The sequence below is a fragment of the Paenibacillus sp. J31R122 genome, from assembly GCF_056269185.1.
Map to the genome: position 1 here is coordinate 127,728 of NZ_JBWDNM010000001.1, position 23,454 is coordinate 151,181.

A 23,454-nucleotide genomic window follows, 5' to 3' on the forward strand; every position below is an offset into this window, starting at 1 on the left:
ATGATTGGGAGCAAAAAAGGAAGGAATCCTTAGGAAAAAATATAATGGATTAGATTATGTTGTATACAGTATTATTGATGAGGATTGGCACGATGTTAAGAATCGTCTTAAGTCATTCATAGAATATTCGTACAATTAATTGCCGAATCATAATTCCCGGTGTTTTTAAAAAGGACCTGACGGACTTCAATGAAGTCTAACAGGTCCTTTTCTGACTTGTTTCTACACATTTGTTTAAAGTATATTTTCCAAGCTAGTCAAGTCTATGAAGTAGGATGTAGAAGAAATTAAAAATGTCCCTAAACAAGTTAAAAGAGACCGTATACAATAATTTTCCAGTTAAGTAAAGTTTAAGTGTAACCGCTTACGATAATTAATTTAGTAATGGAGGTGGCATCACAAGTATAGAACATGCTTCGAATGATTTTAAATATTTTATTTACATTTGAAGGGAGAAGTGATGCTATGAAACAAAAGCTTGGTCGTTTATGTTCTTCATTTCTTGTGCTATCTCTGCTAGTAGCTAGCGGGTTCATCCTAATTTCAGGAAAGCAAATGGCTTATGCGGCAACACTTACCATCGAGCAAAACACAATAGGAAACATTTTCTATGAAAATGACACCAAGAGCTTCAAAATCAATACGGATGGGGACTCGATTGATTGGGTTTATTCCGATTATTGGGATAACACCGTAAAGTCCGGAAGCTTGGCGGTAAACGGTGGCTCCGTCCTACTAACCGTTAATCCCGGTAAAAAGGGATGGTTCAAATTGGTTATTACAGCGAAGCAGAACGGGAGCGTTATTGCCTCTCAAGAAACCTCGTTCGCCGTCGTTTCGAATTTCGATCTGAGTCAGGTGGCCGATTCGCATTTTTCCGTGCAAACGCATGCCGCTCGGACCGACTTAATTGCTCAAGATCCTGCAGCGCTACTCCCCATTGCCAAGAAAATGGGAGTTAAGTATGTCAGGGATGCCTTGAGATGGGAGTACATTGAGGATACGGCGAAGGGGGTTTATAACTTTAAAGATAAACCCTTCCTTGATAATTTCATGACGGGTGTGAAGTCAAATGATCTCAAGCCCTATATCACTCTGGCTTTATATAATGATTTATACGATGGGGGTAATGCACCGACTAGTCCGGAGGCAAGAATGGCTTTTGCTAATTATGGCAAACAAGTATTGGCCCAATATCCTCAGATCGGTCAGGTGGAGATTTGGAACGAACCAGACATTCCTTCGTTTGGAAAGGGACTTACCACGGAGGCCGAGAAAGCAGATTTTTATTTCAATTTGTTAAAAACATCCTACGAACAAATTCATCCCGATTTTCCCAATGTGAAAATTACCGGATTCGTGTTCGGCGATCAAGGTTCGGACTCCTTCTTAGAATCGCTTTATCAAAAAGGTGCGCTAAATTATCTGAATGAATATTCATTTCATGCGTACCCGAAAAATCCTGAGGATATCGTTACTGATATCAATAGGCACAGAAATATAATGAAAAAATACAACAACAATCAAACCATCCCCATGAATCTTTCGGAGACAGGATTTACTAACTATAATTTCACTGAGCATGTTCAAGCCAACTATGTGGCCAGAAGGATTGTCACTGCTTTGGCGGGCGGCATTCAAAAAATCAATATCTATAATTTACAAAATAAATCCACCGTTCCCAATGATATTGAGGGAACATACGGATTGATTCGGAATCCTGGCGATGCAAAAGGGGCTTATGTACCAAAGCCAGCTTATGTTGCTTACGCAGCTATGACCCGGGAATTAACGGGAGCGGATTTCCAAAATACGGAGAATGTTGCGTCCGGAATTTATGTTCACAAGTTTCATAAAGGAATGGGAGATATTCGGGTTATGTACGCTCCTACAGGAGCCGACGTTAAGCTTTATACCCATGGCAGCCTTGATGTCACGGACATCATGGGGAATACGCAAACTTATTCGCCGACGAATGGTTATGTGCGACTGCGATTGGATGAGAACCTGCTTTATGTCAAGGGTGGCTTGGAGGCTCCATATATCGAAGAGATTCCAGCGGCCATTACCTATCCGATCACCTTATACTATGGTTACAACAAGGGAGGCTATACGGAAGTCAATGGAACTAGTGGAGAGGCTACCAATAAATGGGTGGCATCCTCCGTGCTCAAAAGTTATGACGGGGGTATATCGAGAGCTATTACGAATCCAACGGGCGCATCCGCCAAATGGACGCCGACTATCGTCCAGCCAGGACGTTATCGAGTAACGGCATATCTTCCTGGAAAACCCGCCACTCCTGTGAATACCACAAATGCGGCTGAGTATTCGATCTATATCAACGGAGAGGAACAGAAACCGCATATTGTTATGGATCAATCCAAGCTGCAAGGATCTTGGCAGGTATTGGGTACCTACGAGTTTCCAAAGGGAACTGGCAGTTATATCCTGCTCAAAGACGGGAACCCCGCTCACAATCATCCGCTTCGGGCGGATGCCATTAAGCTGGAGTCCATCCTTCCGACAGGGATTGCTCTAGATACCGATTCACTGGAATTGCAGGTAGGAGATACGCATGCATTCACTGCTGTGTTTACTCCCGCTGAGGCAACCGAGCAGATGCTGGTTTGGAGCAGCTCGAACAGTCAAGTTGTAACTGTCGATGCCGAGGGGCATGTAAGTGCTACAGGGGCCGGAGAAGCGGTGATTCGTGCCACGAATCCACTGAGTTCCCTTTATGCCGAAGCTAAAGTGAAAGTGACTCCGGTTGATAAAACAGCACCAACGACAACAGACGATGCACCAAAGAATTGGGTGAATAAAGACGTAACAGTAACCCTGAAGGCAACCGACAGCGGCTCTGGTGTATTTGCAACTTACTTTAAAGTTGATAATACTACTCAACAGACAGGAACTTCAGTAAATATAACTACTGAAGGCGAACATCCTCTGACTTATTGGAGCGTAGACAACGCAGGTAATGTTGAAGCCCAACATACGGTAACGGTTAAGATCGACAAGACAGCGCCCGTAAGCGTTGCATCGGTAAGTACGGATGCTCCAAACGGCAGCAACGGATGGTATACGTCGGATGTAACGGTAGGCTTAGCTGTAAATGACAATTTAACCGGCGTGGCGACAACCGAATACCAAGTGAATGATGGTGCTTGGATTGCCTATGCGGGTTCCATTCCTGCCTTCGGTGATGGGGTTTATAAGGTCAATTATCGCAGCACGGATCAAGCAGGCAATGTAGAACAGACCCAAACTATCGAATTTAAGGTTGACAAAACGGCGCCAATATTAAACGTTCAATTGGATAAGACGTCTATCTGGCCACCGAATCATAAAATGGTGACCATTCAAGCTACACTGAATTCGAGTGATGCTGGATCAGGCGTTGCGTCTGTGGAGTTAACCTCCATCACGAGCAATGTACCCGATAGCGGTCAAGGTGACATTGGAGCTAATTTCGGTACAGCGGCCACATCATTTAATTTACGCGCTGAAGTATCAGGTAGTGGAACGGGACGGATATACACGATTACGTATACGATAGCCGACATTGCAGGCAACCAAACGATTACTTCCGTAACCGTCACAGTGCCTCATGATCAATCGGGAAACAACAATCAGTCAGGAAATCATTAAGATATGTAACCCTCTATAGCAATACGGGTATTTCTGGAGGAAGGCAATTCCTGCCCTCCTCCGTTTTTCTAATCAATTTTGTAGTAAAGTGAATCTTTTGCCATCAGAAGTAGATATATGAAAGTAGATGTAAATAGATGAAAGTATCAAACGAAATCCCCCTATTTCTTATAATAAATACATGCCAAGAGATTTGCATAAATAATAATCGGGGGTAAAGGGCTAAATGAATTGTTTTCAGAGTAGGAGAGAATACAATAGTTTATTTCTTAAAGAGCTGCCGAGAGGTAACTCTTTGTTTTGCTATCTGACAGTTGTACTGTAAATTTACGTTGCTTCGTGTTCACAACCTCAAAAAATTCGACAATACGGGTGAAGATTTAGAGGATTTGATCTCCATCGGTACGATTGGATTAATCAAGGCGATTGAGAGCTTCCAGACTGGTAAAGGCACGAAGCTCGCTACGTTTGCGGCACGTTGTATTGAGAATGAAATACTTATGCATTTGAGATCCTTGAAGAAAACCCGTAAGGACGTTTCGCTGCATGATCCTATTGGCACGGATAAGGAAGGCAATGAAATTACGCTTATAGATATTCTCGGAACTGAAGCCGATGATATCGTAGATAAGGTGCAGCTTAAGATTAAGAAGAGTAAGATTTATAAGAATCTTGATATATTGGATGACCGTGAGAAGGAAGTCGTAATAGGACGTTTTGGGTTGGAGCATGGCGGGGATGAGCGGACACAGAGGGAGATTGCGAAGGAGCTTGGGATTAGTCGGAGCTATGTGTCGAGAATAGAGAAGCGGGTTTTGATGAAGCTTTATCATGAGTTTTATAAGGTGAAGCGGTAAAGAGTCATTATTAATATTGTCCTTATAAGTTATATATTTGCACGATGTTATATCAATAAATGAAACCAAATGGCAGAGATTCCATTTGGTTTTTTTACTGTACGGCACAAGATGCATAGAATGCCCTAAAAGATCTGTTTGAGGAGACCTTGCAGGTAATAGAGATGGACACGCATCAATCCAATGTCATAAGTATAGAAGATCAAACCATTGCGTTGTATGCGAAATGCGTTAGCATGCGAGATATACAGGATCATTTTTTTGCATCTGTAAGGTATCGACGTCTCCAACGCTTTTTTCCAACGGCACAAACACGATTTTACCGCTTATTAAAGAGTGGCAGAGTGAAACAGGAAGGCGCCATTGTAAAAAAAGCAGCGTACATGGTCATCGGCAGTGATTTAGATGGAAATAAAGATGTTCTCGCGATCATGGCGTCCTCTTTATCATTACAAGTAAACAAAAGATACGAAAGTAATAGAATGCTACTAGTTTGGTGTTTTTAAACATGGCTATAATTAGGCAACACCAATGTGTGTATTCCAACTGGTAGTTAACAGTGAAGAGGAGTGTTGTTATGAGCTGGCTCTCTAAGCATCATGAATTGGAACAGATCATCTTACATTCAGGTGAGTTCCCAGAATCATTTCCTTATGGGGTTACTTTAGATAAAGGGCTATGGATGCGTGTTCGAGAGGAACCCGCTATGCAATTGTTGCTGAGCGAATTGAGAGAGGAAGCAGATCGTGCACTGCGGGAAGCTGTAACTCCCCTAACTTTTGAACTTTATAACCTTTATAAGAGGGAAGGCACACGTTACGAATATGAGCGTCCCTATTTTGATAAACGACGGCGCTTGTTAGGATTGGTATTGTGTACGCTAATCGATGATACGGACGAGTATATGACAGCACTGCATAATCTAATCTGGGATATCTGCAGTGAATATACGTGGTGCGTACCTGCGCATGTACAGGCGAAATTTAGATTGAAGCCGGATCAGCAGGTCGATTTGTTCGCGTCAGAGACGGCACATGCATTGGCAGAAACATATTATTTATTGAAAGACCGATTAGATCCTCGTATTCAACAACGGATACTAGATGAAATCGAGCATCGTGTCTTTCAACCCATGTTCCATTTTCCTCAACTGATGCATTGGGAGACTTTGAATGTGAACTGGTCAGCTGTATGTGCAGGAGCTATCGGTATGACAGCATTACTGATAGAGTCTGACAAAGAGCGTCTGGCTGGGATGATTCTACGACTTACACGCTCGATGGAATGCTTCCTGAAAGGCTTCGACCAGGATGGGGGATGTTCCGAGGGGATGAATTACTGGAATTATGGCTTTGGTTATTACGCTTATTTTGCAGATATGCTTTATACGTATACTGAGGGTAAGGTGGATCTGCTTCAAGAACCCAAAGTACATCAAATATGTGGTTTCCCATCAGGCATTTCGTTATCGAGCGATTATTTTGTTACATACTCGGATTCTATGGATGAAGTTCCGATACATACTGGTCTTATGTCTCGTTTGCACCATAGACTTGGTTGTGATCTTCCTAGCATGAAACAGGTGACTTCGATGCACGGTGACCATTGTTACCGTTATCCTCATACAGTGCGCAATCTAGTATGGACGGATTCGTCCCTACTTCACCAGCCGCTTACCGTAGGCATGAGCTACTTTCCCGACTTAAAGTGGGTACTGCACCGACAAAGTTTGGGAGGGAAGCCAGTCGCATTCTCTGCGAAAGGCGGTCATAACGACGAAGCGCACAATCATAATGATATTGGTAACTTTATGATTCATATTAACGGTGAAAATGTGCTCACTGATCTAGGAGCAGGCGAGTATACGGGTGATTATTTTGGACCAAAGCGATATACTATTCTGCATAATGCTTCATCTGGGCATTCACTGCCTATCCTGAATGGCCATGAGCAAATGGCTGGCAGACAATACGAAGCTCAATTGCTTTTACTGAAGGACACATCCCACGAGCTAGTGTTCACGTTGGATGTAACGAGTGCTTATGAAGAGGGAACAGTGGAGCGTTATGAACGGAAATTCCATTGGATTGTGGATTCGAAAGGTGCATACGCATCCCTAGAACTGACTGATTATTTCCGTAAATACGGTCCTCAGCTAACAGTTAGAGAAACCTTTATAAGTATGATTTGTCCTGAGTTGACAGATCGAAGGGTTGTATGGAAAGGCCAGAAGGGGCAAGTCGAGATGATGTTCGATCATGATGGATGGACAGGATGGATCGATACGATCGAAACACTTGATCACTTGGGTAAACCGATAGTCGTTTATCGTACTCAGTTAGAGACGAACACAACTTATGATGATGCTGAAGCAACTTATTCATTCCGTATGTTATGCACAGTATTATAGAATCGAAAGTATATAGGAGGCAATGAAAATGCAGCGAGTTCAGAAAGATCAACCTGTATTTCATGTTATATCACATACTCACTGGGATCGGGAATGGTACTTAACGTTTGAACAATTTCGATTTCGGCTTGTGCAGTTAGTAGATAATTTATTGGAGTTGCTGAAGAATGATTCTTCATTCAACTGTTTTCACTTGGATGCACAAACAATTATTTTAGAAGATTACTTGGAGATTCGGCCTGAGAAGAAAGAGATGTTGGAGAACTTCATTCGCGAAGGGCGGATCTTGACAGGACCTTGGTATGTACAAAATGATGTGTTTCTCACGAGTGGAGAGTCTACCGTTCGCAATTTGATGACTGGTATTCGTCATTCACGCATGCTAGGGGGAGAGATGAAGAATGGCTACTTCCCTGACCATTTTGGGATTTTCGGCCAGATGCCTCAGATTATGCAAGGAGTGGGCATAGATAATGTAGTGTTCGGCAGAGGCTATGATATTCAGATACATGGTAGTCCGCAATTGTTCTGGAAAGCATCGGACGGTTCGGAAGTAGTAGGTGTATTTATGCCGAATTGGTACAACAATGCCCAACGTTTGCCTGTTGAAATAGATGATCTGGTGAAGACGTTTGAGATGGTGAAAAACAAGGAGCTTCTCTTGAATAAGCTGCCTCATCATCTACTCATGAATGGTGTTGATCATCTAGAGGCCCAAGAAAATTTATCCGAAGCACTTGCTAAGCTAAGACAGCATTATGGGGATCAATATTTGATTGAACATAGTACACTGCCGCAATATACGAAGATTGTCAGGGAGCAGATGCTGCAAGCTCCTGACTCGTATCCGCTCATTGAGCATGAGCTGCGTGAAGGCAATGATCAATCCGTATTAGCGAGCACATTATCAAGCAGACTGTACATTAAGCAGGCAGATGCAAGGTGTCATGATTTGCTTGAAAAATGGCTGGAGCCAATCTCTAGTTGGTGCGAGATGTTAGATCTTGATCCATATGATCACGATTACATGCAATATTTATGGAAGATGTTTATGAAAAATCACCCGCATGACAGCATATGCGGGTGTAGCAATGACGATGTTCACGAACATATGATGGACCGCTATGCTTCCATTCAGGAGGCAGGAGAAGCAATGCTGGAGAAGAAGCTTGATGTTTTAGCTCATCAAGTGGATAAAAGTAATCTTGGAATAAATGATCAGAAGATCTTCCTTGCCAACACCTCACAGCTGCAGACCGAAGAAGTAGTGCTGACCGAGCTTTATTTCTTAGCGGATGATGACGTTCAGCAGTTCGTGATTGAAGATCATACGGGCAAGTCGATGCCTTATCGTATCGTTGAGCAGCGGGATAGTCGAATTCGTAGCCTTAGCCCGATTAACTTGCCGCTCGGTATAGATTGCAGAAAATACGTGATTGAATGGCAGCCAAAGGTACCTGCGTTAGGATACAGCACGTATGCAGTTCGGCCACAACATGCTGGAATCGTCATTCATGAGCAAGAGAAAGCCTCGAATGTGTTGGAAAATGATTATATTCGGGTACAATTTGCGAGTGATGGCACATTCGATATAACCGATAAAGTGAACGGTCATCAATATGAGCAGCTCGGCCGCTGGGAAGAACAAGGGGACCAAGGGAACCTCTATGTGTTCAGAGCTGCCGGTGAAGCCCAGAGGTTTAAGGGAACGGTCGAGTATTCTCCCGTCCTGTCTAATGAACTTTACGAAGAACTCAGTTACCACTTCACATGGGAACTGCCGGCAGAGCTGGATATGAGTTCAAGAACGAGAAAAAATGAGCTTAAGGCTTGTACGTTTAGAGTCCAATTTCGTTTGGAGAAGCTGTCCAAGCAGCTGAAAATTCGCTCGCAGATCGATAATCAAGTAACCAATCATCGTATTCGTTATGTGCTGCCGCTGCCAGAGGCAATGCAGGAAAGTGTAGCAGGCGGACAATATGATATTGTACGTCGAATCCCAGGAATGGACGAGCAATGGCCACGCAATACGTACATTCATCCGTTCTGGAAGCTAATCGCTGCGGATCTAAGAAGCAAGGGTATTGCGTGTTACGCCCCTGGCTTGCATGAGTATGAGATGGCAGCTGGAGGTAAAGAATTGGCGATCACTCTTATTCGAGGTGTTGGGTCTATTCATTTTGCTGATATACCATTAGATATCGATAATCAGATAAAGGGCCAATGCTTAGGGAAGAATGACTTTGAGTTAGCGATACGTCCGTTCGGGGACGAACCCGCAACTCAGTTGTACTTAGAGGCTGAGCTGTTTCATCAAGGGTTGAAGCAGAGAACGATGCCGATCGATGAGCTGAAGTGGTCTACAGGTCGTCCGTGGGTTCAGGACACCGGTATAAAATCCCAATTTACACGTGCTGATCCTAATGCGCACAAGCCTCTGTTAGCGATGACCAATAAGGTTATGAGCATTAGTGGAAGTGTCATTGTATCCGCGGTTAAAGGTGCAGAGGAGCGGGATGGGATCGTTGTTCGCTGCTATAATGCGGAGAAAGATAGAGAACCGATGGAGATTCAATTCCCAAGGACACTTGCTGAATGCTCGAAGACAGATTTGTTGGAACAATTCATATGTCCAGTTGAGTTTCTGGAGAATCGTATTCAATTGGATGTCTGTGTGAAGAAGATTGATACGATTAAAGCTAGGTTGATATCAAGTAATTGCTAGCTTTGATTATAGAAAATATACAAAACAAGTCTATGCTATCATAGACTTGTTTTGTGTATTAAAAAGGCACTATAAGTATTTTATATAGAAGAGAGAGGATGGTGACATCAGTATGGCTGTTCCCCGACCGATGATTACTATATTTCAAAATTTAGTTATTGTATTGCTATTAACGATTCTGCCAATCTACTTGTTGAATCAACGAAGAGCTTTGTATGAATAATCCCTTATTTAAGAAGAATTCTTCCAGCATCAGCATACTTGATTCTAACCAATCTCTAACACAGGTGAAGATCTAGAGGATTTGATCTCCATCGGCACGATAGGTCTCATGCAAATCTCTAATTCATGACAACGTATCTGATACGACGATCATGATATGTGGTCATGAATTTGGACCCTAAATAGACAAATGAATCCGCCCCTATTTAAAACCCACAAATGATTAGTACAGAACGGACGAAACTTACATCAAAGTCAAAGATCAATGGAAGTATTTATATAAAGCAGATCCAGTGGGGAAATGTATCGGGGCACCTCTGGCGGGAACGAATGCGCAGGGTGCCCCGATTGTTCTTAATCTCTTCCAGATCGGCTTCCTCTAACGAGTACCACCGGAATATCTTTCGTATGCTGCTTTGTAGATTGATAAGTATTGGTCTAATCCCATTTTTTGTACATTTGCCACATACTTGTCCCAGTCGTCGAAGGAGGCTGTGCCGTTGATAAGGTTGGCCTCGGTCTCGGTGATGAACTTATGAATGTCGGCACCCTTGGAGCTCATAAATGCCGTTTCAGCTTCCGTAAAGTTAAAGCTGTACCACAGCTCTTCAATGAGGTTTTTGGACGCTTTCTTACCCGCATCGACTGATTCCGGCAGGCTTTCAGAGCCTTTGAAATATTTCTCCTGTACATATCCCGGATAACTGCCTCCAGGCCATGTTGTGAATTTGGCTACCGCCTGATCTAGGGTCAGTCCGTTTGGATTATTTTTGACTTCGTCTGTAAACTCCAGCTTACCGTCTGGCTTTTGCGTATAGGTGACATCCTTTTGTCCCATAAAGTAGAAGGTAGCCCCTTCATCTCCATAGAAATAATCCATCCAGCGGAGTGTAGCTTCCGGATTTTTGTTTTTATCCGTAATGACGAAGGCCCCTGGCCATGCGATAGGATTTTTCACAGATACAAATAACTGATCCCCGTGAGGACCTTTAAGCGCACCAAGTCCTACATAGCCCTTCTGGTTCATGACCGCTTGGGGATGAGGGACGAATGCCGCTCCCAGCAGACCTTTCTCACCTTTGGCATAAAGCGCCGTATCCTTCAACGTGAATATCTCTTTATCAATTAGTCCCTCCGAATATAGTTTGTTCATATACTGCAGCACTTCTTTATACTTGGGATCGGTCCGGTAGAACCTCAGATTGTTGGAAGACGGATCCATGTCCACGTACTGATGGGCGACGGCTCCCCTGTTGCCGAATCCCCAGCCACCGCCGATGTAGCGTTGTATCGTTTGAATGCCGGACATACCGCTTAACGGGACCTCATCCTTCTGACCGTTGCCGTTCATGTCCGAATCTTTTACAGCCTTCAAATAATTGTAAAATTCCTGTGTGGTTTCAGGTTCTTTCATATTAAGCTTATCAAGCCAGTTCTTGTTGATCCATAGCGGCGTGCCGATCAGCATAGGCAAATATTCGGGACTATATATGGAAGGAAGGGAGTAGATGCCGCCGTCCGGCATCGTCAATCCATTTTTGAGATCAGGATACTTGTCCAAAAGCTTCTTAAAGTTAGGGGCATTCTTCTCGATCAGATCATTCAGCTTGATGAAGACGCCTTGGCTGCCATACTTCATCAGGTCCGCGACAGGCACCCTCGCTGAATAGAAGGCATCGGGATAATCTCCGCTTGCCAGCGCCAGATTTCGTTTCTCGGTAAGACTTTCAAAAGGAACCAGCTGGAATTCTGCATCAATGTTGGACATTTTGGCATACTCTTTCCAAACTGTCGTATCCTCGAATTTGTTGCCGTTTTGCGGTGATTTACCCGTAAACAATGTGAGCTTAATCGTCTCATTGACAATAGGAAAACCGGTGGAATTAAAATTCTGCGATGCTTTTTCATCCGATTTGGCGGTGTTTCCTTTGTCTTCCGTGTCTCCGCAGCCGCTCATCACTCCAAGCGTAAGTACGACGGACAGCGCCAAGGCTGTCATTTTGATTGTTTTCATAATAAATAGACCTCCATTATAATTTTTATCCTTTGAGGGCGCCGACCATCACGCCTTTGTTAAAATATTTTTGCAGGAACGGGTATAAAATGAGAATGGGCAGATTCGCTACAATTACAATAGCGTACTTGATGGATTCCACGTCGAGCACGGAACTGGACAGAGACCCTTCAGATACGTCAACCATATCCTTGGTTTCCCCCTGTACCAGAATCTCCCTTAAAATGAGCTGCAGCGGGTACTTATCCCGATCCGACAAATAGATCAGCGCATTGAAGTAAGCATTCCAGTGCCCCACACTATAAAAAAGTACCATAACGGCCAAGATGGGCGCTGATAGAGGAAGCACAATTCTCCATAAAATTTTTAGATTCGAGCAGCCGTCGATGGCAGCAGCCTCCTGCAGTTCAAAGGGCAGCCCGCTTTGAAAAAAGGTCCGCATCAGCATAATGTTCCATACGGAAACTGCGCCTGGAAGAACCATGACCCAGTAGGTATTCAACAACTCGAGCTGTTTGATTAACAGATAGGTCGGGATCAGTCCGCCGCTGAAGAACATTGTAAACACCATGAAGCCTGAGATCCAATGTCTGCCCAAGAAATTCCGCCGTGACAGAGGAAAAGCAGCTGCTACAGTAAGCGCAACATTGATGGCCGTTCCGCTCACCGTATACAGAATCGTATTACCGTAGCCCTGCATGATCTCCTTATTCTGAAACAGCTTCTCATAGCCCCTCCAGGATAGTTCCTTTGGCCAAAGCCAGACGTCTCCGTTCAGTACCAGTTGTGGGCTGCTGAAGGAGGCAATCAGCACAAAATACAAAGGGTACAGCACCATCAGCATTACAATGATTAAGAGGGTATATACCAAAATGATAATAATTCGGTCCATCAAGTTTTGATTCATCGATTGTCTCCCTTACCATAGGCTGGTCTCGCTAACTTTGCGGGCGATGGCATTAACCACAACCAGCATCACGAAATTTATCAACGAGTTAAACAGGCCGACTGCCGCAGAGAAACCATATTCCGCTCCGAGAATCCCGCTGCGGTATACATGCGTGGAAATCACGTCGGAAGCCTGCATATTCAGCGAGTTTTGCAGCAAATAAATTTTCTCGAATCCGACGCCAAGCACCGTCCCCATATTCAGAATCAGTAAAATAATGATGGTTGGCCTCAGACCCGGCAAATTAATATGCCAGATACGCCGAAGCCTGCCTGCACCATCCATTTGAGCGGATTCGTGCAGATGAGGATCGATGCCGGCCAAGGCAGCGATATAGATGATGGAATTCCAGCCCATTTGCTGCCATACGCCGGAAGTAACGTACATGCTTTTGAACCAGCCCGGATTTGTCAGAAAGGCAATCGGTTTAAAGCCCATCCAAACAAGAACATGATTGACGAGACCATTTTCCTGCGAAAGGAAGATCATCATTAACCCAACTACGATTACGGTAGAGAGGAAATGAGGGGCATACAGGATGGTTTGAATCCATTTCTGGCATTTTTTCCGCCCGATCTCATTTACCATCAGCGCCAATAATATAGGTACAGTGAATCCTGCGGCCATCTGATAAACCCCGATGGACAAGGTATTTTTAAGAATTCTCCAAAAATAGAAGCTTTCAAAAAAGCGCGTGAAATGATCGAAGCCGATCCACGGGCTCCCCCAAATTCCTTTGGTCACGAAAAACTGTTTGAAAGCAATCTGTAATCCGTACATGGGCACATATTCAAATAGGATGAAGAAGACAATCACCGGAAAGATTAGCACATATAAATCCCAGTTCCGCATAATTCCCTTCCAGCGATTTCTCCAACGCTGTCCGCTAAGCTTTTTTTTCGGATACGTCTTGCCACCCGGTACGATTTGCTCCAAGAAGTTACACCTCCTTTCTTCCGTTTTCAAGGATGATCATAGTTGGTGACCGGTAGAAAAGAAATTGACTTTTTTTTAGACAATAGACAATTTCTTTGATTTCCACAGTGGGAGAAATGGGCTAAGTCCTTACGGTACATGGTCATGATGAGGTTTTACCAGAGGATGATAAGGTTTTGTAAATGTATTGATTGTTACTTTTACGACCTGCTAGCATGAGTATAGGAGATTTAGAGGATAGGGAGGGGCATCATGGAACTCTTGAATCAGAAGAGCAAATCGTTTCTCGTCCGAATATTTATCAGCTTTTTGACCATCATTATGCTGTTATCCGTCTTTAATTTTGTATTATTTTCTTTTTTTCAACAGAATATCAAGCAGGAGATCATTCATTCCAATGAGCGTATGCTGAATCAGGCTGCGGAGCATTACAACAGTCATTTTAACCGTCTGAGAACCGTACTGTTCCAGATGTATCACGACAATACGATTACCAAATTTAATGGGCAGTTGATTTCCAACGAAAACGGAAACGCCAATTATCTACTGGTAGTCGATATGGTGCGAAAGCTGAGGGAAACTGCCGGTAATCCGTTATTTTACTTAGATAATCTCATGGTGCTGTACCGCTCAAATCTGTTTATGGCGGACAAGGAAGGTAGCAGCACGGAAGTCGCACTGGATTCCCTAACGAACTTTCATGCGCCTTACGACCTGTCTTATTGGGAGAAGGAATTTGAGCGTCCAAGGAACTATTACATGCATCCAGCGCAGGATTACCCGCTCGATCACTTTAGTAAGGAGACCAAAACTTACATTCCATTCTCCTTTAAGCTGCCCAATGCGAATTACGAATTAATCGCTATGCTGGACGCAGACAAGCTGAACCAGACACTGCTGGGCGATGTACCTTTTATCATTCAAACCGAGGAAGGAGAGAGTCTCTACCGTTCAAATTCCTCTGCGTCCATAGAAGAAATTCCCGTCTTCGCTACAGGCGAATCGTACAAACTATTCCAAAACCGATATTTCTTTATCCATGAGGACTCGGAAAATCACCTTCGTTACGTGACAGCTGTTCCTTATGCTAACATCGCAGCACAAATCTCCAAGCTTAGGGTTACTCAGATCGTCGTTTTGTTTATTTCCATAGCAATCGCTCTGGGTATGTCTTACTGGTTCAGCCGTCGTCTTCAGTCACCGGTGAAACGTATTATCGCCTCCCTACAGCATCCGGAAGGACCACATCTGCGGATGGAATCCGCCATTCATGAGTTTGAAACGATCAGCAATCACATTGATAAGCTGTCGGAAGAACGGACAAGGATTCATAACGAGCTAAAGAGTAGTAACTCGCTACTGACCAATTACGGTTATATTGCTAAGCTGAAATCTCTTCATGTAGGCATCTCGGAGTGGCGCGAATTTGTCCAGGCGGAGGGACCCTTCTCTCTGGTTCTGTTTCAGCTGAATGCAAGAAGTATGGAAAGGCTAAGCGAGAATATCAAACGTTATATCGGGGAATACATTGAAATCGTCCTCTCCGAGTATGAGTTGAATGCCTATACGTTCCAGATCGAGAACGATCAGATCATCTCCATCGTTTTCCGGCAGGATAAAACGGACCGGATGACGGAAGCACTTCAGCAGGTCAAGGAAACACTGGATAAAGACCGTCAAACCTGTCTGATAATGATGGCAGTCAGCTCTGTTTTCGAACAGAGCGCCGAGCTGAACACGGCCTATGAGCAGGTGTCAGGAATGATTAAGCAGGCCCGTCCGCTGGATGAAACACAAATTATCGTAAAGCAGGAGCCCGCTGCATTCTTATATGTTTTTACCACGGAACAGGAGCAGGAATTATACGCCCATCTTCAAGCTGGCAATGAAAAAATGTGCCTCCATGTTGTACATCGTATGTTTGAAGCGATGGAGCGGAGCCAGGCGACATTGGCCCAGTTTCGCCAATTCAGTGAGGCATTGGCTTCCCGTATCGTGAAAACATTGGAGCAAAATGAAGCGGATAACGCAGTAAGAAACCAGGCCGTGAGACTGCGGAAGGAATTGGATATCAGTTTTACCTTGACGGAGTTTAAGCAATGCTTTGACACACTTGTTCCTATATATGCAGATTGGGTGCGCGTGAAGAAGGAGGAGAATGACGAAGTGATCGAATTTGTGATGAAAACCATGGAGTCACAATATTCGGATGACATTTCACTAGATCTGATCGCGGAGAAACTGGACATGTCCAGTGCTTACTTGTCTGTATACATAAAAGAGAAGACGGGGGCGAATTTCAGCGAGCATATGAATCGGATGCGGATTCAGAAGGCAAAGGAGTTGCTAGTCGGCTCCAGCCTCAGCATTCAGAACATCGGGGAACAAATCGGCTACCGCAACGGCACCTCGTTCATAAGGATGTTCAAGAAAATAACCGGAGAAACGCCCGGAGAGTTCCGGCGCTGCCAGACGGGTTAAATTTGGTAGATGAATCGTGCGGTCGGGTAGTGCATCACAATACCGATATTTGGGGACACACCGCGCCGGCAGGCGGTTGGGGCGAAGGCGATGCAATGTGGGTTATGTGGCCGATAGGCGGCATTTGGCTCGCTCAGCATCTCTGGGAGCACTTTTCTTTTGGCAGGGATCTTGTTTTTTTACGAAAACAAGCTTATCCTACGATGAAGGAAGCTGTTTTGTTCTGTATGAATTTCCTTGAAGATGACGAGTAGGGCCGACTCGTTACCAATCTGTCCACCTCACCGGAGCATAAGCTTCGCTATGGCGAGCAGTTGGTCGGAATCAGTAAGGCTTCCACGATGGATATGTTTCTGATTTGGGATTTGTTCACGGATTGCATCGAAGCCATGGCAAGAAGGTGAAATTGAGGGATTGCGTGCCAGGGGCGGATTCGAGGTTTATATTCGCTGGCGTTACGGTAGGCTGGAGGAAGCTGAGATCGTATCGCTTCTCGGCGAAGAATGCGCCTTGGCATCCACAGCAGCTTTAGTCGCTTCACAGAACGGCTCCGAGATTAAGGGAGAGTTGAAAGCTGATGGCGTATTACAGTTCGCAACGAAGGCTGGACAAACGTACAAAGCCCGCGAAACCCGGTAGCCTGAGTTCAGGTAAGGGGCTTTTGCGAACTTTTATTAAACCGGTTTAATAAAAGTTGACGGCGTTTCGCTGAGCAAAGACACCAGGATTATTGGAGGTAGACAAAAAAGATGGCAAAGATCAAAAAAGTACATGTTATTTTTAAAACGCATCTGGATATCGGTTTCACACATTTGGCTGAAAACGTCATTAAGCAGTATATGGAGGAATACATTCCGAAAGCTATTGAGCTTTCGGAAAAGCTGGAGGCAGAAGGCGGAAGCGAACGGTTTCTGTGGACGACGGGCTCGTGGTTGATTCACCATTATCTCGAAGCGGCTTCCCCAGAGGGAAAACAACGGATGGAAAACGCGATCGCCAAAGGTTATATTGCTTGGCACGGTTTGCCGTTTACGACGCACACCGAGCTTATGGACCCCGAGCTATTGAAATTCGGAATTTCACTAAGCCAAGAGCTGGACGAACGATTTGGCAAAAAGACGATAGCCGCGAAAATGACCGACGTGCCGGGGCATACGCTTGGCATGGTTCCTTATATGCAGCAAGCCGGCTTACGCTATTTACACTTAGGTGTCAATCCGGCTTCGAGGCGTCCTGACGTGCCTCGGTTGTTCCGCTGGCAAGCGGATGAAGGCTCGGAAATTATCGTCAACTATGCGGGCACTTATGGGGAAGCGCTGGAGCTAGACGATTTAAGCGATGTGCTGGTGTTCGCGCATACTGGAGACAACTGTGGTCCGCCGAGCACGACAGAGATTCGCGAGCAGTTCGAGCAGTTCCGCAAGCAGTATCCAGGGGCTGAAGTTGTCGCTTCGACGATGGACGCATTTGCCGAACGTCTGCTTACGGTAAGCGGCAGCTTGCCGGTCGTTCACGAAGAGCTGGGCGATACTTGGATTCACGGAACGGGTACGGATCCGCTCAAGCTTGCGCGGTACCGTGAGCTGCTTCGCCTGCGGAAGGAATGGCTGGCGCAGGGTCGGATGAACGAATCCGATCCGGAATATAAAGAGATGAGTAAGGCGCTGATGCTCGTTGCCGAGCATACGTGGGGACTAGATGTAAAGAAATGGCTTCCCGATTTCCGAAATTACTCGAAAACAGATTTCAACAAGGCACGGATCATAGACGTCGTGGACCTTGAAGACATCCCTGCGAAATTCGCTTATATCGGCGCATTTGCCATGGATGAATTCGACAGCCATTCCAGCGATCTGTTCGCAGCAGAGCAGAGCGTCCGCTCTTATTCGATGATCGAGAGCTCTTGGAAGGAGCAGCGGCAATATGTCGATCAGGCCGTCTCATATCTGGAGAAGGACAAACAGGAGGAAGCGCTGCGCGCACTTGCACAGTTGGCTCCTGTGAGAACGGATGTATCCGGTTATGAGCCGCGCAACATTCGCCAAACGTATCGCAGCGGCGGCTATGAGCTGGCGTTCGGAGAAAATGGGGCGTTAATCCGTTTAACGGACGGCAACGGCAAGGAATGGATCGATGAGGATCATCCGTTTGGCGTTTACGCGTATGAAAATTTTGGCACGGACGATTACGGACGTTATTTCCGAACTTATATGCAAAATTTACCGGTGACGCATCCATGGGCGGATGCAGATTTCAGCAAGCCCGGCTTTGAATTCGTTAGGCCGCTTCCAAGCAATGAGCTGTTCCATCCGCATGTGACCGATATGTACTGGATCGAAGGCGAATCCGTCGAACGATACGTGCTGCGGCTGCAGATGCCGGAAGAGGCGCATGAACGGTACGGCGCGCCGAAAGAACTGGAGCTTGAATATGCATTCCATCAGACAGGAGAAATTGACGTATGTTTGCAGTGGTTCGGCAAAGACGCAAACCGCCTGCCTGAAGCAAGCTGGTTCGGCTGCGCGTTGAAGCTGGATAACCCGAATTTGTGGACGATGGACAAGCTGGGGCACGCGATCTCGCCTTTGCGGGTCGTTAAGGACGGCAACCGCAATCTGCATGCCTTGAACAACGGCGTTGCCTATGAAGGCACAGATGGCTCGGCTCTGATTTCGCCTCTTGATTCCGCGCTTGCCGCTCCAGGTCAACACAGGCTGCTGCAATTCGACAACTCCTTCGTGTCACTGGATTCGGGATGGCAATTCAATCTGCATAACAATATTTGGGGAACCAATTTCCCAATGTGGCATGGGGATGACGCAAAGTTCCGCTTCCAGCTTCGGTTGGCATCGAATCGCAAATAAGAAGACAACGACATGCAATTTTTTAAAAAAAAACGTGAACCCTGATCCAAACCCTAGAGTGTAGACAATTGAAAAACGATATGCTGCAAGTTGGCGCCGTAATTCTAACGGCGTCAGCTTTTTTTTTGCTTTAACGGGATGTGATCATTGCATCTTTTCAGAACCGCATTTGAGGGATGCGGGAGGTATCGAACTGGATGGATGATGCGATCGGATGAGGGAGACGGCGCTGGCGCTTCCAATACGGTGACACCGACACTTATCGGCTTGAACGGTTCCAGACGATCCATATACAAAATCGGTGAAACACGAAGTACAGTATCACAATGAGGCAGAAAATCGATGTAAGAAAATTCTTCATTAAATTTGTGATTGATTTATGAAGCGCCAATATGTAATATATAGATTAAGCGCTTTACCTGTTATTAAAATGTTGATTCTGGTTAATTTGAAAGCGTTAATATAAAAAGCGCTTAACTTAATAGTCGAGGAGGATACTATGAGCACAATCCGCTTAACAATGGCACAGGCCTTATTGAAATTTCTCGATCAGCAGTACATTTCCATTGACGGAGTAGAAACGAAGTTCGTAGCTGGGGTTATGGGCATTTTTGGCCACGGGAACGTGACGGGTATCGGCGAAGCGTTGGAACGCAGCCCGGGTAACCTGGTTTTCGTCCAAGGCAAAAACGAACAAGGAATGGCGCATGCGGCAACCGCTTATGCCAAGCAATTGAACCGCACAAGCATTTACGCCTGCACGACTTCAATCGGTCCCGGCGCTCTGAATATGGTAACCGCGGCTGGAACGGCGACGGTTAACCGCATTCCGCTGCTGCTCCTTCCAGGAGACAACTTTGCATCGAGGCAGCCCGATCCGGTGCTGCAGCAATTGGAAGCCGGACATGACTACACCATATCGGCAACAGATTGCTTCAAGCCGGTGAGCAAATATTGGGATCGTATCGTGCGTCCTGAGCAATTGATGAGCGCAGCCCTTCAAGCAATGCGGGTATTGACGGATCCGGCGGATACCGGAACGGTTACGCTGGCTTTGCCACAGGATGTTCAGGCGGAAGCATACGATTATCCGGCATCTTTCTTTGAGAAACGGGTACATGTCGTGGATCGTCAGCTACCATCGACAGACGCGGTGAAACGCGCGGTTGAACTCGTCGCCTCAAAACGCAAACCGCTTATTGTAGCGGGTGGAGGCGTGCAGTATTCCTTCGCGACGGAGGCACTTGCCGCATTCGCTGAAAAATTTGGTATTCCAGTCGCCGAGACGCAAGCGGGCAAAGGCTCCTTGCCTTGGAATCATCCGTTAAACGTCGGAGGCATTGGCGTAACCGGGGGATTGGCTGCAAACAAGCTAGCTAAAGAAGCAGACCTGATCATTGGAATCGGAACGCGGTATTCTGACTTTACAACGTCCTCCAAATCAGCCTTCCCTCATCAGGATGTCCAATTTTTGAATATTAATATCAACCGTATGGATGCGGCAAAGCTTGAAGGCTTGGCACTTGCGGGGGATGCGAAGGAAACGATCCGCCTGTTAGCAGAAGGACTTGCAGAAGCTGGTTATGTATCTGACTATACAGACGGCGAGATTGCTGATGTCAATGCAGAATGGAATGCCGAAATTGACCGGTTGTATACGATGGAGCTGGAAGATGGCTTTGCGCAAACGCAGGCGCTCGGCGTTATCAATAAAACCATTGATGAAGATGCCGTAATCGTCTGCGCAGCTGGCAGCCTGCCGGGCGACCTTCAACGCTTGTGGCGGGTTGGCTCGCCGGGCGGCTATCACATGGAGTATGGTTTCTCCTGCATGGGATACGAAGTGAGCGGCGCGTTTGGCGCTGCGCTGGCGGAACCGGACCGGGAGGTTTACGCCCTCGTGGGAGACGGAAGCTATTTGATGCTTCACTCCGAGCTGGTGACGAGCTTGCAGGAAGGAAGAAAGCTAACGGTGCTGTTGTTCGATAACCATGGTTATCAATGCATTCATAATCTGCAGCGCGGCCAAGGCAGTGACGGCTTCGGCAATGAATTCCGCTACCGCGAGCCAGAGACTGGCCGTTATACGGGCCAACCATTGCCAATCGACTTTGCGGCCCATGCCCGCAGCTTGGGCCTAGCTTCGTACAAAGCATCCAATGCGGAGGAGCTTCACCAAGCGCTGAGGCAAGCGAAGGCGGAAACGCGCACGACGCTGATCGAAATTCCCGTTCTGGCCGGCACGAATACGGGCGGCTACGAGTCGTGGTGGAACGTTGGCGTTCCAGCCGTATCGGAGAGTGCAAAGGTCGTTGCGGCGCATAAAGAAATGAACAAAAAGCTGGCACAGGCAAAAGCCTATTAGGAGGAATTATAGATGGCGTTGTTTCCTTTTCACTTAGGTATCCATCCAATCAATTGGGTCGGTGAAGACGTAAAGGAGCATGGTGAGCATACGACTTACGAGCAAATTTTGGACGACATTCAGGCGCTTGGCTTGAGGGGAACGGAGATGGGCAGAAAGTTTCCGACTGATATCGAGCTGCTTAAGCAAGAGCTTTCGAAACGGAATATCCAGCTCGTCTCCCAATGGAAATCGGTGCTGTTCTCCGATCCCACCTATCGGGAAGCGGAGCTGGAAGCTTTCCGTAAGCATGCCGAGTTTTTGCAGCAGATGGGAAGCAAGGTCATCAGTACGTGCGAGGTTGGAGGATCACTGCATTTTGATCCACGCCGCACGCCGAATGAAACCGAGGTAATCCGTTTCGATGAAGCTGGCTGGGCGAGCCTGGCTGAAGGCTTGAACGCCGCCGGTAAAATTGCGCTTGAATACGGGTTGAAGCTGACGTATCACCATCATGGCGGAACGGCGGTCGAGAGCCCGGAGGAAATCGACAAGTTGATGGCTTTGACCGATCCGGAAGCCGTGTTCCTGCTATTTGATTCAGGCCACGCGTTGTACGGTGGGGCAGATCCCGCGGAGCTGCTTCGCAAACATTATGACCGGGTCGCCTATATTCATCTGAAGGATGTGCGCGTGAATCGGCTTGAAGAAGCGAAGGCATCAGGCGTCGATTTTGTCTCTTGCATCCGAAACGGCGTGTTTACCGTTCCAGGTGACGGGAATATCGATTTTGGGCCGATCTTGAAGGAGCTTCTCGAACGGAAATATGATGGCTGGGCGCTGCTGGAGGGCGAGCAGGATCCGAGCGAGCATCCGGCACGCGAGTATGCGGCCAGAGCTATCGAATACCTCAGCTCCTTTATGGGCGAGAAGGAGAGTGAGTAAATTGTCTATTCTATCGTTCCCTGCCGACAGGAAGTTTGACTTTACGGCGATTGGCCGTCTTTGCATCGATCTCAATGCGAACGAAACCAACCGTCCGATGGAGCAAACGATGACGTTTACGAAATACGTAGGCGGCTCACCGGCAAATATTGCTATTGGAATGAGCCGACTGGGCAACAAGACAGCATTTATCGGCAAAATTGCGAATGACCAGATGGGCAGATTTATCCGGAACTATCTCGATAATGAAGGCATCGATACAAGCAATGTCGTGACAGACAACACAGGAGCTGTAACGGGCCTCGCTTTTACTGAGATTAAAAGTCCATCGGAATGCAGCATCCTCATGTACCGGGACAACGCTGCCGATTTGCTGCTGAGTCCGCTGGAAGTGAGTGAGCCGCTCATCGCGGACAGCAAAGCGCTGCTCGTCTCCGGTACGGCGCTGGCGGCGAGTCCATCACGCGAGGCCGTGCTTCTGGCGTTGGATTATGCCCGCAAGCATGGCACAACCGTTATTTTCGATATCGATTTCCGGCCTTATACCTGGGCTTCTTCGGAAGAAACAGCCGTATACTACAACTTAGCGGCAGAAAAAAGCGACATCATCATTGGAACGCGTGAAGAGTTTGACAGCATGGAGCGGTTCGAGCAAAACGTGGAACACAGCGATCGATTCACCGCTTCCAAATGGTTCAATCATTCCGCTAAAATCGTCATTATCAAGCATGGCAAAGAAGGCTCGATTGCCTATACGACAGACGGTTTGGAGCATCGTGCGAAATCATACCCGGCAAAAGTCGTCAAAACATTTGGGGCAGGCGATTCCTATGCAGCTGGCTTCCTTTACGGAATTATGTCGGGCTTGACGCTTGAGAAAAGCATGGAATTCGGAAGCGCGGCGGCATGCATCGTCATCTCCAGCCATAGCTGCTCGGATGCGATGCCAACGGTAGAGCAAGTCAAGGATTACATCGAACGCTGCAATCGTGGTGAAATTACCGCAAGTTAGATTTTCGGGTTATCGACTTGCAAACTTACAACTTGAAGAAA

The 23,454-nt window shown here is 46.3% G+C and carries 14 protein-coding genes and 2 pseudogenes; 13 read left to right on the forward strand and 3 right to left on the reverse strand.

Annotation, left to right across the window (positions count from 1 at the left end; translation table 11 throughout):
- The first annotated feature begins 465 nt into the window (after window positions 1–465).
- From AC0YN7_RS00500 to AC0YN7_RS00520, 5 genes and pseudogenes are all read left to right on the forward strand, one after another.
- A complete protein-coding gene (locus AC0YN7_RS00500; protein ID WP_475807989.1) occupies window positions 466–3,654 on the forward strand; it encodes an OmpL47-type beta-barrel domain-containing protein in 3,189 nt (1,062 codons plus the stop codon).
- 314 nt (window positions 3,655–3,968) lie between these two features.
- Window positions 3,969–4,511: an RNA polymerase sporulation sigma factor SigK gene (gene sigK / locus AC0YN7_RS00505; protein ID WP_475807990.1), complete on the forward strand. Its 543-nt coding sequence runs from the start codon at window positions 3,969–3,971 to the stop codon at window positions 4,509–4,511.
- Window positions 4,512–4,684: 173 nt separating this feature from the next.
- A pseudogene (locus AC0YN7_RS00510) lies at window positions 4,685–4,942 on the forward strand (IS256 family transposase); the annotation flags it as partial.
- A gap of 146 nt (window positions 4,943–5,088) precedes the next feature.
- Window positions 5,089–6,921, forward strand: a complete 1,833-nt coding sequence (locus AC0YN7_RS00515) for a heparinase II/III domain-containing protein (RefSeq protein ID WP_475807991.1) — start codon at window positions 5,089–5,091, stop codon at window positions 6,919–6,921.
- 28 nt (window positions 6,922–6,949) lie between these two features.
- The gene (locus AC0YN7_RS00520; protein ID WP_475807992.1) at window positions 6,950–9,646 is read left to right on the forward strand and encodes a glycoside hydrolase family 38 N-terminal domain-containing protein; all 2,697 of its coding nucleotides are present in this window, start codon (window positions 6,950–6,952) and stop codon (window positions 9,644–9,646) included.
- Between the two features lie 601 nt (window positions 9,647–10,247).
- On the opposite strand, the gene AC0YN7_RS00525 is transcribed toward AC0YN7_RS00520, so the two are convergent.
- From AC0YN7_RS00525 to AC0YN7_RS00535, 3 genes are read right to left on the reverse strand one after another with little or no spacing between them, the layout of a single operon-like run.
- Window positions 10,248–11,882, reverse strand: a complete 1,635-nt coding sequence (locus AC0YN7_RS00525; RefSeq protein ID WP_475807993.1) for a type 2 periplasmic-binding domain-containing protein — start codon at window positions 11,880–11,882, stop codon at window positions 10,248–10,250.
- Window positions 11,883–11,907: 25 nt separating this feature from the next.
- Entirely contained in the window at window positions 11,908–12,789 is an 882-nt protein-coding gene (locus AC0YN7_RS00530; protein WP_475807994.1) for a carbohydrate ABC transporter permease, read from the reverse strand.
- A gap of 12 nt (window positions 12,790–12,801) precedes the next feature.
- Entirely contained in the window at window positions 12,802–13,683 is an 882-nt protein-coding gene (locus tag AC0YN7_RS00535; protein ID WP_475808470.1) for an ABC transporter permease, read from the reverse strand.
- A gap of 336 nt (window positions 13,684–14,019) precedes the next feature.
- Between AC0YN7_RS00535 and AC0YN7_RS00540 the strand changes: the two genes are divergently transcribed.
- The 8 genes and pseudogenes from AC0YN7_RS00540 (at window position 14,020) to iolC (ending at window position 23,413) form a co-directional block, all read left to right on the forward strand.
- Window positions 14,020–16,248 carry a helix-turn-helix domain-containing protein gene (locus tag AC0YN7_RS00540; RefSeq protein ID WP_475807995.1) on the forward strand — a complete coding sequence of 743 codons (2,229 nt, stop codon included), beginning with the start codon at window positions 14,020–14,022 and terminating at the stop codon, window positions 16,246–16,248.
- Window positions 16,249–16,277: 29 nt separating this feature from the next.
- Window positions 16,278–16,652, forward strand: a pseudogene (locus AC0YN7_RS00545) (glycosyl hydrolase family 95 catalytic domain-containing protein).
- Between the two features lie 10 nt (window positions 16,653–16,662).
- A complete protein-coding gene (locus AC0YN7_RS00550; RefSeq protein WP_475807996.1) occupies window positions 16,663–16,887 on the forward strand; it encodes a glycoside hydrolase family 95-like protein in 225 nt (74 codons plus the stop codon).
- 110 nt (window positions 16,888–16,997) lie between these two features.
- Window positions 16,998–19,112 (forward strand): DUF5054 domain-containing protein, encoded by a 2,115-nt coding sequence (locus AC0YN7_RS00555; protein ID WP_475807997.1) that lies wholly within the window; start codon window positions 16,998–17,000, stop codon window positions 19,110–19,112.
- A 147-nt stretch (window positions 19,113–19,259) separates the two neighbouring features.
- On the forward strand, window positions 19,260–19,442 hold the full coding sequence (locus tag AC0YN7_RS00560) for a hypothetical protein (protein ID WP_475807998.1): 183 nt from the start codon (window positions 19,260–19,262) through the stop codon (window positions 19,440–19,442).
- A gap of 169 nt (window positions 19,443–19,611) precedes the next feature.
- Window positions 19,612–21,477, forward strand: a complete 1,866-nt coding sequence (iolD, locus tag AC0YN7_RS00565) for a 3D-(3,5/4)-trihydroxycyclohexane-1,2-dione acylhydrolase (decyclizing) (protein WP_475807999.1) — start codon at window positions 19,612–19,614, stop codon at window positions 21,475–21,477.
- 12 nt (window positions 21,478–21,489) lie between these two features.
- Window positions 21,490–22,401, forward strand: a complete 912-nt coding sequence (gene iolE / locus AC0YN7_RS00570) for a myo-inosose-2 dehydratase (protein ID WP_475808000.1) — start codon at window positions 21,490–21,492, stop codon at window positions 22,399–22,401.
- A 1-nt stretch (window position 22,402) separates the two neighbouring features.
- The gene (gene iolC, locus AC0YN7_RS00575; RefSeq protein WP_475808001.1) at window positions 22,403–23,413 is read left to right on the forward strand and encodes a 5-dehydro-2-deoxygluconokinase; all 1,011 of its coding nucleotides are present in this window, start codon (window positions 22,403–22,405) and stop codon (window positions 23,411–23,413) included.
- Window positions 23,414–23,454 lie beyond the last annotated feature (41 nt).

Excerpts from the sequence above, each read along its gene's own strand:
- AC0YN7_RS00500 (WP_475807989.1), top strand. The coding sequence starts at position 466 with ATGAAACAAAAGCTTGGTCGTTTATGTTCTTCATTTCTTGTGCTATCT.
- AC0YN7_RS00515 (WP_475807991.1), top strand. The coding sequence starts at position 5,089 with ATGAGCTGGCTCTCTAAGCATCATGAATTGGAACAGATCATCTTACAT.
- AC0YN7_RS00520 (WP_475807992.1), top strand. The coding sequence starts at position 6,950 with ATGCAGCGAGTTCAGAAAGATCAACCTGTATTTCATGTTATATCACAT.
- AC0YN7_RS00525 (WP_475807993.1), bottom strand. The coding sequence starts at position 11,882 with ATGAAAACAATCAAAATGACAGCCTTGGCGCTGTCCGTCGTACTTACG.
- AC0YN7_RS00530 (WP_475807994.1), bottom strand. The coding sequence starts at position 12,789 with ATGAATCAAAACTTGATGGACCGAATTATTATCATTTTGGTATATACC.
- AC0YN7_RS00535 (WP_475808470.1), bottom strand. The coding sequence starts at position 13,683 with ATGCGGAACTGGGATTTATATGTGCTAATCTTTCCGGTGATTGTCTTC.
- AC0YN7_RS00540 (WP_475807995.1), top strand. The coding sequence starts at position 14,020 with ATGGAACTCTTGAATCAGAAGAGCAAATCGTTTCTCGTCCGAATATTT.
- AC0YN7_RS00555 (WP_475807997.1), top strand. The coding sequence starts at position 16,998 with ATGGCAAAGATCAAAAAAGTACATGTTATTTTTAAAACGCATCTGGAT.
- iolD (WP_475807999.1), top strand. The coding sequence starts at position 19,612 with ATGAGCACAATCCGCTTAACAATGGCACAGGCCTTATTGAAATTTCTC.
- iolE (WP_475808000.1), top strand. The coding sequence starts at position 21,490 with ATGGCGTTGTTTCCTTTTCACTTAGGTATCCATCCAATCAATTGGGTC.